This is a genomic window from Mesorhizobium sp. M0028 (assembly GCF_040323855.1).
GTDB lineage: Bacteria > Pseudomonadota > Alphaproteobacteria > Rhizobiales > Rhizobiaceae > Mesorhizobium.
Genome location: NZ_JAMYVG010000018.1, coordinates 66,752 through 79,736, shown reverse-complemented (window position 1 = coordinate 79,736; position 12,985 = coordinate 66,752). Strand labels below are relative to the sequence as shown.

Genomic DNA, 12,985 nt, shown 5'->3' with positions numbered 1-12,985 from the left:
GCGGCCGAGTGCCAGCGAAAGTGCGCTGCAGCACAGTTTTCTGGCGGTGCAGCAGCAAATTCGGCTTCAAACCGGTCTGAACCGTGCGTATGGTCATTGCGCTCGGCAAGGCGGTTCGTAGCGGCCAGCTCGATTCAGATTAAAAGCGCTTTGAGGTTTTGGAGGCCTCCGGTGAACCTCAAGCAGCTCTCCCACATGCTGGCGCTTTCGCAGACCACGGTCAGCCGCGCATTGAACGGCTACCCGGAAGTCAACGAGGAAACGCGCCGGCGGGTGGTCGATGCCGCCAAGCGTCACGGCTATCGCCCCAATCCGAGCGCGCGCCGGCTGGCGACCGGCAAGACCGGCATGATCGGCTATGTGCTGCCGACGGGGACGACCGTCGACATCGACCCGCATTTCGTCGAGTTCCTGTCCGGCCTCGGCGACTATGCGCGTTCGCACGAGCTCGACCTGGTGCTGTCACCGGCCGATGCCGACGACCAGGAGACGACCTACCGCCGTATTGTCGCCAACCGGCAGGTCGACGCGGTCTATATCTCGTCGCCGAGGCCGGCCGACCGCCGGGTGGCGCTGGTCAATACGCTCGGCATTCCTTTCATCGTCCATGGCCGCAGCGAAGGCTTCGATTTCCACTATCCCTTCACCGACATCGACAATGAGGGCGCCTTCCACGAGGCGGCGCGGCTTCTCGTCCAGCTCGGTCACAGGCGTCTGGCGCTGATCAATGGCGACGATCGCGAGACCTTCGCCATCCACCGCGAGCGCGGCGTTCGGCGCGCGCTAGCGGCAAGCGGCCTGGTGCTTGGTGATCAGCATGTCTGTTCCCTCACCATGACCGAGGAGAATGGCTACCGCGCTGCCCGGCGCTTGCTGGAACAAAGCGACGCGCCGACGGCGATCGCCTGCTCCAGCCTGATCATGGCGCTCGGCGTGGTGCGCGCGGTGCGCGATCTCGGCCTGACCATTCCGGGCGACCTGTCGCTGATCGCCCATGACGACGTCTTTCCCTGGCTGAAGCCGGAGAATTTTTCGGTGCCGCTGTCGACGACGCGTTCGTCGATCCGCCTGGCCGGCGCGCGCATCGCCGAACGGCTGGCGGCGCGGATTTCCGGCCTGGAGGAGGGGGCTCGCGGCGAGGTCTGGCCGGTCGACCTGGTGGTCAGGGGATCGGTCGCCGGCGCACCGGCCTAGAGGCAATCACTCTGAACGGCCGAGGTCGACTCTTGGCGGCTGTTGGCCAGCACCAGCGAGTGCGTCCTGGTGTCAGGCCGCAGATTTGAGGTGATCGATGAAGGCGCGCAGCTTCGGCAGGACTTGGCGCTTGCCTGGATGATAGAGGAAGACACCCGGCGTCGTCGTGGCGATGCTGTCCAGCACCGACTTGAGTTTTCCTTCTTCTATCAGACCTTCGGCGAGTGGTCGTGGTGTCTGCGCCAGCCCAACGCCCCGCGTCGCAGCCCCGACCAATGTCGAATAGTCGTGCGCGATCAGCGGGCCTGAGACGATCGCTTCGATCGCGCCATTGCCGTCGACGAAGGACCAGGGCGCGATCGCGCCATTCGAGCGGCGCAAGCGTAAGCAGGCGTGGCGGCGCAAGTCCTCGACACGCTCGGGACGGCCGTGGCGCTCGAGATAATCAGGGCTGCCGACGACCACGAACGAGAACGGCGGAGTCAGCCGCACCGCGACCATGTCGGCGGCGATGAACTGGCCGAGGCGGATGCCGGCATCGAACCCGCCGGTCGCCAGATCAACCATCTGGTCGCTCACGGCGATCTCCAGTTCGATCTCAGGATAGGCTTGGCAGAACGACGCGAGCACCGGCTCCAACATCAATGGCACGATGGCGCGGGGCACAGACAGACGCAGCAGACCGGTCGGCCGTTGGCCGATATCGCGGGCAGCCTCGCCGGCCGCGACGAGCTCTTCGAATGCAGGGCCGGCACGGTCGAGGAACCGCTGGCCAGGCTCGGTTAAACCGACGCTCCGCGTCGTGCGGACGAACAGCGCCGTACCCAGGCGAGCTTCCAGCGCGCGCACCGCTTGGCTCACAGCGGACGGCGTCACGCCGAGATCGGCGGCAGCACGGCGGAAGTTGCGGCGCCTGGCGACGGCCAGGAACGCCTCGACGCCCTCCAGCGCACCATGTCGGACTGTGTAGTTCTGCTTCATAGGTTGTTGTGATTACACCGGATAGTCGAATTGCGGTAGCGGGCTTAAAGCCGCGTGAATCAACTGTTGAGAGAAGGCCAAATGTCCACGGAAATAGTGTTCCAAACCCATCTTGTTCTCGGCTATGTCGCATGGCTGCTTTGCTTCGGCGCATACGGTTTGCCGTGGCTCAGGTCGATGGACCGGGTCGCAGCGCAACGTGCTATCGCTACGCTGCACAGCTTCCGCTTCTTCGGGCTCGTCTTCATCGTTCCGGGCGTCGTAAGCCCCAATCTGCCCGCCGATTTCGCCGTGTTTGCCGCCTACGGCGATTTCGCGACTGGCGTGCTGGCCATGCTGGCGCTGCTCACAGTGAGGATACGCCCGCTCTTCTGGCCGTTGGTCGTCGCCTTCAACGTCGTAGGGACGGTCGACCTCATCGTCGACTATTACCACGCCATTCAGATCGGCCTTCCTGCACGCGCGGGGGAACTGGGCGCAACCTACGCGATCCCGATCATCTACGTACCGCTGCTGATGATAACGCACATCGCCGCATTCTATTTTCTGGCGCGTCCTCGGCAAAACGCGACTTAAGCCATCGTAGTCGATCCGCCTGGCCGGCGCGCATTGCCGAACGGCTGGCGTCGCGAATCTCCGGCCGGAGCAGGCCGCGCGCGGCGAGGTCTGGCCGTTCGACCAGTGGTCAGGGCATCCAGGGCCGGCGCGCCGATGTAAAGGTCAAAACTCGATCACTCCCGGCGACCGAGTTCGACCCAGAGCGGCCGTCCGACCCTGCGAGCCCGATGACGCTGGCCAACCCTTAGCAGAAAACGGACTGAAGAATAGCCGCGCTGCAGCAGCAAAGGAGATCGATCGCTTCCCCAATACCACAACCGCTATCGGAGTACCGAATCGGCCGGCTGAGCCGTCGTTATCGGATCGGCATGACGATGCACAATCTTCCACAGACCATCTTCTGGGCGAAAGACGCTCGTCGCGCGTAACGCAAGAGGCGTGACATCGCTCCGACCGCCAACCTTGGACCTGAGCCGCTCCACTTCGACGATGTATGCCAGCTCAGACGTCACACACTTCGCTATGTTCTCGAAGCCGCTAGCGTCGCCGTCCCTGTAGTTCGATGCCGCCTGCTCCATCGTCTCAACGACCTGCTTCCATCCATGAGCGAAAGGGCCAAAGGGATTGCCCAGTGTTACATCGTCTCGTTGGGAAAAGAGCTTCTTCGCTGGCGCGGGGTTTCCTTTCATGAACTCATCCAGAGCCAGGTGGTATTCTTCAACTGCTTGATCGAAGCCACTGGCGTCGAGGGACACGTCATCCTCCCTGTCGTTTTTATTTCTGATCCGGACTGGCGACCACAGGTCTACATTCTGTGCGCCCGCAGCGGTGAAGCATTTTCCCTACGGCGGCGTAGTGCAGGTTGGCTTGGTCATTATAGCACGGCGTGAGACAAGTTTCGCGACAGCGTTATGAGACGGCTCGGTTCAAACACGAGACTTAGTCCTTGGCCGCCTCGGCCGCCTTGGTGTCCAGCAGCCCAAAGCCGAAATCATTGTCCCGCCCCTTGGGGCCGAGATCCTTTGCCGTGGCGGCCAGTGCTTTCTCGACCCAGTCGGCCGAACGGTCGGGCGCGGCATGCAACAGGTTGGCGACCGCGCCGGTCACGATCGCCGCTGCAAAGGACGTCCCGGTCACCACATCCGAGCCGGCGCCGCTTGGCGCCACCATCTCGACGCCGGGAGCGGAGATGAAGACGTAGGCGCCGCGATTGGCCTGCGGCATCAGCCCGTCCTTGGCATCGGTGGCCGTCACCGCGATCACGCCGTCGAAGGCGGCCGGATAACCATAGGGCGCCTTCGGCCCGTTATTGCCGGCGGCGGCGACCAGCACGATGCCGAGCGCGCGCGCATTGCGGCAGGCGATGCCGAGCAGGTCGTTCTTCGGGCCGACGAAGCTCATATTGATGATACGGACATCCTGCTCCGCCGCCCAGTCGAGCGCCGAAAGGATGACGTCCATGGTCGACTTGCCGCCCTCGAAGGCGCGGGCGTGATAGATCCTGGCGCCCGGCGCCATGCCTTTGAACGCGCCGGTGCCGGCGATCAGTCCATCGACCGAAGTACCGTGGTCGCGTGCCTTGATCGGCACGTCGGGCATGGCATCGAACTGCTCGGCGATGACACCGGAGAGCGCGGGATTGCTGTCGTCGATGCCGGTGTCGATGACGCCGACGCGGACATTCTCGCCGCTGGCTTCCTTGGCGTCGAGCGCGATGCGCTCGAACGCATAATTGACGATGCTGGCCGCCTGCTGCAGCGAATAGACGTGGTTGGCCTCACGCCGCAAAGTGCGGCCGTCGGCGGCAAGCTGCGCCAGCACGACGCCGACTGGGCGGCCATCGGGAATGCCGAAGCGCACCAGCGTGTTGCCGAGCAGCCGCGACTGCCGCTGCGAGCGTATTTCGAGGCCGAACGAGGCGGCGATCTGCTGGACCGCGCCGGCATCGCCATTGACCGTGACCAGCACCTCGTCGGGCACGAAATCGCCGATCACGGCGCGCGGCGGCTCGGTTGCGACAAGATCGGTGGGTGCTACGATCGGACCGCCCGGCGCGGCCGCCGGTATTGCCGGCAGGCCCGAAGGCGGAGCGGTCGGCGGGGCCGCGGTATTGCCGGGAGGTATCGGCGCCTCGGTGACTAGGGTAGGATTGGGGAACAAGTCGACGATCAGCGCGGGAAGAAACACGGCACTCACCGTTGAAGCCTTAGCCGGCGTTTTGCCGCCGCTATCCTTCCCGTCGTCGCCGTCCTTGGCGCAGTCGGTGCCGGCGGCACTTGCCCGGTTCAGGCAGTCGATCTCCGCCTGGGTGAGGTTCGGGTCGTTGGTCTGCGCCATCGCGGACGTGGCGAAGATTGTCATCGCCGCCGTCAATCGAATGACCGCCTTAGCCGCCATCAGCCGGTTTCCTTCCCTCCAGGGCAGCTTCGGTGAAAGGCTGGGCGGCAATAAGGCCAAGCAGCTTCTGATAGTCGGCGGCGGTCTTGGCCGGAACGCCGAGGCGGAAGACACCGTCGGCGGTCGGCCCGCCGGCGATCTTCAACTGGTTCTGGTCGAGAAAAGCGACGATATCGGACAGCTTCGCATCCGGTTTGAACTTCACCAGTGCAAACGGCATTTTGGCCAGATCGTCTGCCGATCCGGCAATCTTGAAGTCGCCACCTCTGCTGCCGGTCTGGACAAAGGATTGCGCGACGACCAGGGCCAGCAGCACCGCGGCCGCGGCCCAGGCGACGCCGGCCGGCACCGCCATGAAGCGGCTCCAGGCCTGCGCCAGCCAGGGCGACGCCGCCGGCGCGCGGGCCGGGCCGGCCTCGGCGTCGAGCGCCTTGGCAAAGCGGCTGAGCGCATCGGCCGGCGGGCGGATTGCCTCGTTTGCGGCAGCAGTGCCGGAGAATTCGGCCTCGGCCTCGCCAAGCGCGGCCATCGCCGCCGGATCGCTCTCCAGCCATTCCTCGATGGCTTCCAGCTCGGCGCCTTCCAGCGAGCCGTTCAGATAAAACGGCAGCAGCATTTCCATTTCGTCGCGGCGTGACATTTTTTCAGCGGCGCTCATGGCCACCCCCTGTCGTAACCGGCGGCCTTGAGAGCTTCGCCGAGTTTCTTGCGGGCGTAGAACATCCTGGTCTTGACCGTGGCGACCGGAATACCGAGCACCTCGCCGATCTCGCTCACCGATTGCCCGTGATAATAGGCAAGGTCGATCACCGTGCGATGCTCTTCCGGCATGGCATCGATGAAGCGTCGCAAGGCAGCGGCCTTGTCTTCCTTCATCGTCACGACTTCCGGCGTGTCGGCACCGTCGGCGACCTGGGCCGCGTCATCGTCGTCGATCCAGTCTTCCTTCTTCCTGCGTAGCAGGGACAGCGCCTTGAAGCGGGCAATGCCGAGCAGCCATGTCGAGACCTCCGAGCGCCCCTCGAAGGCCGGCGCCTGCCGCCAGAGCTCGAGGAACACCTCGTTCGCGATATCGTCGGCCATCAGTTCCGATCCCGTCTGGCGTGCCACGAAGCGGTAGACCCGCGCGTGGTGGCGCATGAACAGGAGCCGCACGGCTGCACGGTCGCCCTTCGCGACCCGCTCGACGAGCGCGCGATCGGTCTCCGCGGCTGTCATCGCCGGTCGAGCCGCCTGGCTCCTGCCTGCTCTGTCGCTGATCGGCCCAAAAAGGTTCACCGCCTCCGCCGGATATTTGCGGAGGCTAACCGAAGAGCGGAGAGGTTGCCAGAGGTGCGCTTTCTCCTTCTCCCTGCGGGGGAGGGAAGACGCCGCCTTTGCAAACATCGCTGCAGCGAATACGCTCCGCAAATGATCAGGAATCCCACAGTTACGGTCGGTGCATTGCTGGTGAACCACGACCGGAAGGTCTTGATGGGTCTTCGCGCTGCCTGGAAGAGCGCGTGGCCTGGGCATTGGGACACGATCGGCGGCCGCGTTGAAGCCGGAGAGACGCTGGAAGAGGCACTCGTTCGCGAGATTCAGGAAGAAATTGGAGTGACGCCAACAGATTTCGGTTGGATGCGGTGCATTGGAGAGCGCCATCCCGAGCTCTATGGGAAGGCGTTGCACCACGTTTTCAAGGTCATCGGCTGGGAAGGCGGGGATCCAAGCAACATTTGCGAGGAACACACCGAGATCCGGTGGTTTGATGTCGAGGAACTTCAGCGCCTCCCCAATCTGGTGGATTGCGATTATCGCCGGCTCGCAAAGCTCGCCGCGACGTGACCTCCCGAAAGTACCCGTTCTCGCACGTGATCCGCGCACCGATCCTCGGCATTTCCCGTGACGCGAGGGAATCCCTAGGTGCTCAATTTCCCGCGCTTGCCATCCGCCGTCCCTTGATTCGCCTTCTCCAGCCCGCCGATCTCCACTTCGGGCATCTGTCGCTGATCGGCCCAAAAAGGGTTCACCGCCTCCGCCGGATATTTGCGGAGGCTAACCGAAGAGCGGAGAGGTTGCCAGAGTGTACCGTTCTCCCCCTTTTTAGCGATACTGTCTCGGCCGTCAGGCTCGCAATGACGGCGGCCACAAGGCGGCTCATAACCATCGGGTAAGGTGCAGTCGTTCAGCCTCGGGCGAGGCGTAATTGGACGCCATCGCCGTGCAGGGATTCCCGACAGTTTTGTAACTCAACAGTCCGCTGCCGGGCGACTAAGGTCCCGATCGCAAATGGCAATCCAGCCTGAAGAAACGAAATGTTATGACCAACAACAGCTTTGCGGCCGCGATTCTCGTGGATCAGTCGCCCATGGCGGTGTTCGCCGCGGTCAAGCGTCCACGCGAGTGGTGGGGCGCATGAAGCCTTGCGCGGTCGGAAGGAGCTTTCCATGAGATTGATTAGGCTGAAAGCGCCGGGAGGCTTGGAAAATCTCAAGCTGGTCGAGGAAGATTGCCCAGAACCAGGGCCGGGTGAGTTGCTTGTCAGGATACGAGCGTGTTCGTTGAATTTCCACGACAGTATGGTGGCGCTGGGAAAGAAACCGTGCGCCGATGGCCGTATCCCGCTGTCCGATGGCGCCGGAGAGGTGGTTGCGGTCTCAGACGATGTCCAAGAATTCAAGGTCGGAGATGCCGTCGTCAGCACCTATTGGCCCCATTGGCTGGCAGGCGAACCGACGCCAGCCAATAAGAAGGGCGAATTGGGAGATGATGTTGACGGCTATGCCCGCGAGTATGTGTGCATGCCCTGGCATGCCTTCACAAGGGCACCGGCAGACTTCACGCATGTGGAGGCGGCAACGCTTACTTGTGCCGGCGTCACCGCCTGGAAAGCCCTGATGGTGTGCGGCCAGGTGAAGCCTGGTGATACGGTGCTGGTCCTTGGCACGGGAAGTGTATCGCTGTTCGCGCTGCAATTCGCAAAAATTGCAGGCGCTCGGGTTATTGCCACCTCCTCATCGGAGGAGAAGCTGGAAAAGTTAAAGCGATTTGGAGCCGACATTGTCGTCAATTACAAGGCGGTGCCGGATTGGGGCCAGAAGGCAAGGGTATTGACGGACGGACGCGGCGTCGATCATGTGATCGAGGTTGGCGGGCCCGGCACATTGGCGCAGTCGATAACAGCTTGCAGGATGGGCGGCCACATCGCACTGATCGGTGTCTTGACTGGTTTTGCCGGGCAAGTTTCGATCCCGGCCCTGTTTTCCAATCAGATCAGGATCAGCGGAATCTCGATTGGCAGCAGGGCAGACCAGAACGACATGATCCGTGCCATAGAGGCCAACCGTTTGAAGCCTGCGATCGACCGCGGTTTTCCCCTGCAGGAGATCGCCAATGCCTTCAAGCACTACGAGTCCCAAAAGCATTTTGGCAAGGTCTGTCTCGAACTTTGACTCCTGTATCTGGCCTCCATTTGGCGTCGCGCATTTCGACCGGCTTTATGTTCTCCGCAAGCAAAGCAGGCCAGGCACCAATCAGTCGAGAAATGGCTTTGCCTTCATCGTCGCCGGCACCGGCACGCCGAGGCGCGCAAGCACCGTTGGCGCGAGCTGCAGCTGATCGAGCAGCGTCTTGGCTTCCGGACCCTCGCCGGATCCGAAGTAGTAAAGTGCGAAATCCTGCATCTCCTCGTCGTGGCCGCCATGATGGCCGCGATCGGTCTGGCCATGATCGGCGGTGACGATCACCTCGTAGCCGGCCTCCCGCCAGCGCGGCAGGAAGCCGGCGAGCATGGCGTCCATTGCATAGACGGCATGATCCATCTCATGGCAGTCATGGCCGAAGCGGTGGCCCATCGAGTCCAGCGTGCAGCTGTGCAGGATGCCGTAGTCGATGCCGTAGCGCCTGGTCAGCATGGTCAAGGTAGCGAACAGGTCGACGTCGCTCGGCGTCATCTGGTTCCTGGCATTATAGCCGGTCATGGTGTGGAACCGGCCGTGGCCGATCGGCCCGCCCGGCTCGTCGAACTCCATGTCCTCGACCAGGTCGAACGGATAGGCCCGGAAGAATTCGGACCAGTAGGAATGGGTGACCGCACCCGTCTTGCCGCCGGCCCTGCTGACTTCGGAAAAAATATCAGGCTGTTCGACGCGAAACCGGTTCTCGTTCGACAGGATACCGTGCACTTGGGGCGGCACGCCGGTGTGGATCGAGGCGTAGCAGGATGCCGAGGTCGACGGCAGGACGGAGCGCATTTTCCATACGCGGGCTTCGCCTGATTGCACCCAGCCTTCGAGATTGCCCATCAGCCGCCGCCAGTTCCGGTAAGGCACGCCGTCGAGGATGATGACCAAAAGTTTTGTCTTGAGCGCCACGGGAGTGTCTAATTTCCCGCGCTGGCCATGCGCCGTCCCTTGATCGCCTTTTCCAGCCAGCCGATCTCCATTTCGGGCACCGACGACAGCAAAAGATCGGTGTAGGCATCGAAGGGTGGCGTCAGCACGGTGCTCTTGGCGCCGTAGCGCACCACCTCGCCGCGATACATCACCGCGATTGAATCGGCGATCGACTTGACCGTGGCCAGGTCGTGGGTGATGAACAGATAGGCGACGTTTTCCTCTTTCTGCAGCCCGAGCAGCAGCTCCAGTATGCCATGGGCGACCAGCGGGTCGAGCGCCGAGGTCACCTCGTCGCAGATGATCAGCTTCGGCTTGGCGGCGAGCGAGCGGGCGATGCAGACGCGCTGCTTCTGGCCGCCCGAAAGCTCGGCCGGATAGCGGTCGATATAGCCTTTGCCCATTTCAATCTTGTCGAGCAGTTCGGCGACGCGTTTGTCGCGCTCGCGCCCGCGCATCCCAAAATAGAATTCCAGCGGCCGGCCGATGATGGTGCCGACCGTCTGGCGCGGGTTCATCGCCACATCGGCCATCTGGTAGATCATCTGCAATTGGCGCAGATCCTCTTTCGGCCGGTCGGCAAGCCGGTTGGCGAGCGGCCGCCCGTCGAAGGTGACGGTGCCTTGTTCGGGCGGCAAGAGGCCGGTGATGGCGCGCGCCAGCGTCGATTTGCCGGAGCCGGACTCGCCGACCACCGCCAGCGTCTGGCCCGGGAAAATATCGACCGAGACGTTCTTCAACACCTTGATGTGGCTGCGGCCATAGGCGGCGGTGATGTTCTTGACCGACAGGAACGGGCTCGTGCCGGGCTTCTGCTCCTGATGTTCGATCTCATGCACTGAAACCAGCGCGTTGGTGTATTCCTGGCGCGGCTCCTTGATGATCTGGCGCGTGCCGCCCCATTCGACCAGCCGGCCGTGGCGCAGCACCATGATCTCGTCCGATACCTGGGCGACGACGGCAAGATCGTGGGTGATGTAGAGCGCCGCGACATGCGTGTCGCGGATGGCATCCTTGATCGCCGCCAAGACGTCGATCTGCGTCGTCACGTCGAGCGCCGTGGTCGGCTCGTCGAAGACGATCAGGTCGGGCTCCGAGCACAGCGCCATTGCCGTCATCACGCGCTGCAGCTGACCGCCCGACACCTGGTGGGGGAAGCGCTCGCCGATGCTTTCGGGGTTCGGCAGGCTGAGCTTCTTGAACAGCGCCACGGCGCGCTTTTCGGCTTCGGCCCGCGTCGCCGTGCCGTGCAGCAGTGCTGCCTCGACCACCTGGTCCATCAGCCTGTGCGCCGGGTTGAAGGCAGCTGCCGCCGATTGCGCGACATAGCAGACCTCGCGGCCGCGCAATTTGCGGAACCCTTCGTTGCCGCCCTTCAGGATGTCGCGGCCATTGAGGATGACCTCACCGCCGGTGATGCGCACGCCGCCGCGGCCGTAGCCCATCGACGACAGGCCGATGGTCGATTTGCCGGCGCCGGACTCGCCGATCAATCCGAGCACCTTGCCCTTTTCGAGCGTCAGCGAGACATCGTGCACCAGCACGATGTTCTTCGGCGCCTCGCCCGGCGGATATACCGTGGCCTCGATGCGCAGATTGCGGATGTCGAGCAGCACGCCGGACCTCGGTTGCCCGGGCTTCGGTTGCCCGGGCTTCGGTTGCTTGTCAGCCATTACCCGCGTCCTCCCTTCAGGCTTGTCGTGCGGTTGAGCACCCAGTCGGCGACGAGATTGACGGAAATCGCCAGCGCTGCGATCGCCGCCGCCGGAATGAGGGCGGCGCCTATGCCGAAGACGATACCATCCTTGTTTTCCTTGACCATACCGCCCCAATCGGCGTCCGGCGGCTGTACGCCAAGCCCAAGGAAGGACAGCGTCGACAGGAACAGCACGGCATAGATGAAGCGCAGGCCGAGTTCCGAAACCAGCGGCGACAGCGCATTGGGCAGGATTTCGCGGAAGATGATCCAGCCGCTGCCTTCGCCGCGCAATTTGGCCGCCTCGACGTAATCCATGACGTTGATGTCGACGGCGACCGCCCTCGACAGGCGGTAGACGCGGGTCGAATCCAGAACGCCCATGACCAGGATCAGCGTCACCAGATTGGATGGCAGCACCGAAAGCACGACAAGGGCCATGATCAGCGTCGGGATCGACATCAGGAGATCGACGAGACGCGACAGAAGCGTGTCGAACCAGCCGCCGAAAACCGCCGCCGAGAAGCCGAGTATGGCGCCGAGCGAGAACGATAGCGCGGTCGCCAGCACCGCGATGAACAGGGTGATGCGGGCGCCATAGATCATGCGCGACAACAGATCGCGGCCCAGATTGTCGGTGCCCAGCCAATGCGCCGCCGACATCGGTTCCCAAGGGACGTCGCTGACGATCTCGGCATTGCCATGCGGCGCGATCCACGGCGCAAAAATCGCCGCCAGAACGAACAGCGCCGTCAGCACGATGCCGATCAATGCCGGGATGGGGATGCGTTTGATGACGAGCATACCCGACCCCTTCATTTCGGATGTCTAAGGCGCGGATTGGCGACGATTGCCGCTATGTCCGCGATGATGTTCAGGCTGATGTAGACGGCGGCGAAGATCAGCCCGACCGCCTGCACCACAGGCACGTCACGCTTGGTGACGTGGTCGACGAGATATTGGCCCATACCCGGATAGACGAAGATCACCTCGACAACGACGACGCCGACTATGAGATAGGCCAGGTTGAGCATGACGACGTTGATGATCGGCGCAATCGCATTGGGGAAGGCATGCCTGCGGATGACGGCGAAGGCCGAAAGCCCCTTGAGTTCGGCGGTTTCGACATAGGCCGACTGCATGACATTGAGGATCGCGGCGCGCGTCATGCGCATCATATGGGCGAGCACCACCAAGGTCAGCGCCGCCGCCGGCAGTGCTATGGCCTGGATGCGCTCGCCGAACGGCATTCCGTCATAGACGGTGGAAATGGCGGGAAACCATTGATGTTGCACCGCGAAGAAAAAGACGAGCACATAGCCGACGAAGAATTCCGGGAAGGACGTCGAGGCCAGCGCCAGTCCCGAGATCAGCTTGTCGACCCAGCCATTGCGGTAGCGCACCGCGATCAGCCCGAGGATGATCGCCAGCGGCACCGCGACGACCGCCGCCCAGAAGGCGAGGAACAGTGTGTTCCACAGCCTTCCCTTGATAGAGGTTGCGATATCCTGACCGCTCGACATAGCCGTGCCGAGATCACCGGTCAGAATGCCGCCGAGCCAGCGAAAATAACGGATGTAAGCCGGATCGTTGAGCCCGAGCTGTTCGCGCAGATTGGCGAGCGACTCCGGTGTCGCCGACTGCCCGAGAATGGCTTGCGCAACATCGCCGGGCAGGATCTGGGTGCCGGCGAAGATCAGGACCGAAACGGCCAATAGAAGGATGATGCCCAGCGCAATGCGCTGGGCCACCAGTTTCACGATGGGTGAGGACATATCCGCAA

At 63.1% G+C, this 12,985-nt stretch carries 13 protein-coding genes; 4 read left to right on the top strand and 9 right to left on the bottom strand.

Annotated elements, in window-relative coordinates; genetic code table 11:
- The first annotated feature begins 171 nt into the window (after window positions 1-171).
- Window positions 172-1,194, top strand: coding sequence for a substrate-binding domain-containing protein (locus NKJ93_RS25640; protein WP_023718343.1), 1,023 nt, complete (start codon window positions 172-174; stop codon window positions 1,192-1,194).
- Between the two features lie 72 nt (window positions 1,195-1,266).
- On the opposite strand, the gene NKJ93_RS25635 is transcribed toward NKJ93_RS25640, so the two are convergent.
- Entirely contained in the window at window positions 1,267-2,175 is a 909-nt protein-coding gene (locus NKJ93_RS25635) for a LysR family transcriptional regulator (protein ID WP_023718344.1), read from the bottom strand.
- Window positions 2,176-2,256: 81 nt separating this feature from the next.
- Between NKJ93_RS25635 and NKJ93_RS25630 the strand changes: the two genes are divergently transcribed.
- Complete coding sequence (locus NKJ93_RS25630) at window positions 2,257-2,751, top strand: DUF8737 domain-containing protein (RefSeq protein WP_352484362.1); 495 nt, start codon at window positions 2,257-2,259, stop codon at window positions 2,749-2,751.
- Between the two features lie 302 nt (window positions 2,752-3,053).
- On the opposite strand, the gene NKJ93_RS25625 is transcribed toward NKJ93_RS25630, so the two are convergent.
- From NKJ93_RS25625 to NKJ93_RS25610, 4 genes are all read right to left on the bottom strand, one after another.
- Complete coding sequence (locus tag NKJ93_RS25625; protein WP_023718345.1) at window positions 3,054-3,488, bottom strand: YybH family protein; 435 nt, start codon at window positions 3,486-3,488, stop codon at window positions 3,054-3,056.
- A 184-nt stretch (window positions 3,489-3,672) separates the two neighbouring features.
- Entirely contained in the window at window positions 3,673-5,130 is a 1,458-nt protein-coding gene (locus tag NKJ93_RS25620; protein WP_023718346.1) for a S8 family serine peptidase, read from the bottom strand.
- Window positions 5,120-5,788, bottom strand: coding sequence for an anti-sigma factor (locus NKJ93_RS25615; protein WP_352484363.1), 669 nt, complete (start codon window positions 5,786-5,788; stop codon window positions 5,120-5,122). The genes NKJ93_RS25620 and NKJ93_RS25615 overlap by 11 nt, the downstream gene beginning before the upstream one ends.
- Window positions 5,785-6,348: a sigma-70 family RNA polymerase sigma factor gene (locus NKJ93_RS25610; RefSeq protein ID WP_352484364.1), complete on the bottom strand. Its 564-nt coding sequence runs from the start codon at window positions 6,346-6,348 to the stop codon at window positions 5,785-5,787. Before NKJ93_RS25610 ends, NKJ93_RS25615 begins: the two co-directional genes overlap by 4 nt.
- A gap of 192 nt (window positions 6,349-6,540) precedes the next feature.
- Between NKJ93_RS25610 and NKJ93_RS25605 the strand changes: the two genes are divergently transcribed.
- Together NKJ93_RS25605 and NKJ93_RS25600 are read left to right on the top strand one after the other, a co-directional pair.
- A complete protein-coding gene (locus tag NKJ93_RS25605; RefSeq protein WP_031193706.1) occupies window positions 6,541-6,957 on the top strand; it encodes an NUDIX hydrolase in 417 nt (138 codons plus the stop codon).
- A gap of 602 nt (window positions 6,958-7,559) precedes the next feature.
- Window positions 7,560-8,564 carry a zinc-dependent alcohol dehydrogenase family protein gene (locus NKJ93_RS25600; RefSeq protein ID WP_352547952.1) on the top strand — a complete coding sequence of 335 codons (1,005 nt, stop codon included), beginning with the start codon at window positions 7,560-7,562 and terminating at the stop codon, window positions 8,562-8,564.
- Between the two features lie 81 nt (window positions 8,565-8,645).
- Here the strand turns inward: NKJ93_RS25600 and NKJ93_RS25595 are convergent, their stop codons facing one another.
- The 4 genes from NKJ93_RS25595 to NKJ93_RS25580 are packed head-to-tail and all read right to left on the bottom strand — an operon-like array spanning window position 8,646 to window position 12,977.
- The gene (locus NKJ93_RS25595) at window positions 8,646-9,485 is read right to left on the bottom strand and encodes an alkaline phosphatase family protein (RefSeq protein ID WP_023718089.1); all 840 of its coding nucleotides are present in this window, start codon (window positions 9,483-9,485) and stop codon (window positions 8,646-8,648) included.
- An 8-nt stretch (window positions 9,486-9,493) separates the two neighbouring features.
- Window positions 9,494-11,179 carry an ABC transporter ATP-binding protein gene (locus NKJ93_RS25590; protein WP_023718088.1) on the bottom strand — a complete coding sequence of 562 codons (1,686 nt, stop codon included), beginning with the start codon at window positions 11,177-11,179 and terminating at the stop codon, window positions 9,494-9,496.
- On the bottom strand, window positions 11,179-12,006 hold the full coding sequence (locus NKJ93_RS25585) for an ABC transporter permease (protein WP_023718087.1): 828 nt from the start codon (window positions 12,004-12,006) through the stop codon (window positions 11,179-11,181). The genes NKJ93_RS25590 and NKJ93_RS25585 overlap by 1 nt, the downstream gene beginning before the upstream one ends.
- An 11-nt stretch (window positions 12,007-12,017) precedes the next feature.
- A complete protein-coding gene (locus NKJ93_RS25580) occupies window positions 12,018-12,977 on the bottom strand; it encodes an ABC transporter permease (RefSeq protein ID WP_023718086.1) in 960 nt (319 codons plus the stop codon).
- Between the last annotated feature and the right edge of the window lie 8 nt (window positions 12,978-12,985).

Excerpts from the sequence above, each read along its gene's own strand:
- NKJ93_RS25635 (WP_023718344.1), bottom strand. The coding sequence starts at position 2,175 with ATGAAGCAGAACTACACAGTCCGACATGGTGCGCTGGAGGGCGTCGAG.
- NKJ93_RS25630 (WP_352484362.1), top strand. The coding sequence starts at position 2,257 with ATGTCCACGGAAATAGTGTTCCAAACCCATCTTGTTCTCGGCTATGTC.
- NKJ93_RS25620 (WP_023718346.1), bottom strand. The coding sequence starts at position 5,130 with ATGGCGGCTAAGGCGGTCATTCGATTGACGGCGGCGATGACAATCTTC.
- NKJ93_RS25615 (WP_352484363.1), bottom strand. The coding sequence starts at position 5,788 with ATGAGCGCCGCTGAAAAAATGTCACGCCGCGACGAAATGGAAATGCTG.
- NKJ93_RS25610 (WP_352484364.1), bottom strand. The coding sequence starts at position 6,348 with ATGACAGCCGCGGAGACCGATCGCGCGCTCGTCGAGCGGGTCGCGAAG.
- NKJ93_RS25605 (WP_031193706.1), top strand. The coding sequence starts at position 6,541 with ATGATCAGGAATCCCACAGTTACGGTCGGTGCATTGCTGGTGAACCAC.
- NKJ93_RS25600 (WP_352547952.1), top strand. The coding sequence starts at position 7,560 with ATGAGATTGATTAGGCTGAAAGCGCCGGGAGGCTTGGAAAATCTCAAG.
- NKJ93_RS25590 (WP_023718088.1), bottom strand. The coding sequence starts at position 11,179 with ATGGCTGACAAGCAACCGAAGCCCGGGCAACCGAAGCCCGGGCAACCG.
- NKJ93_RS25585 (WP_023718087.1), bottom strand. The coding sequence starts at position 12,006 with ATGCTCGTCATCAAACGCATCCCCATCCCGGCATTGATCGGCATCGTG.
- NKJ93_RS25580 (WP_023718086.1), bottom strand. The coding sequence starts at position 12,977 with ATGTCCTCACCCATCGTGAAACTGGTGGCCCAGCGCATTGCGCTGGGC.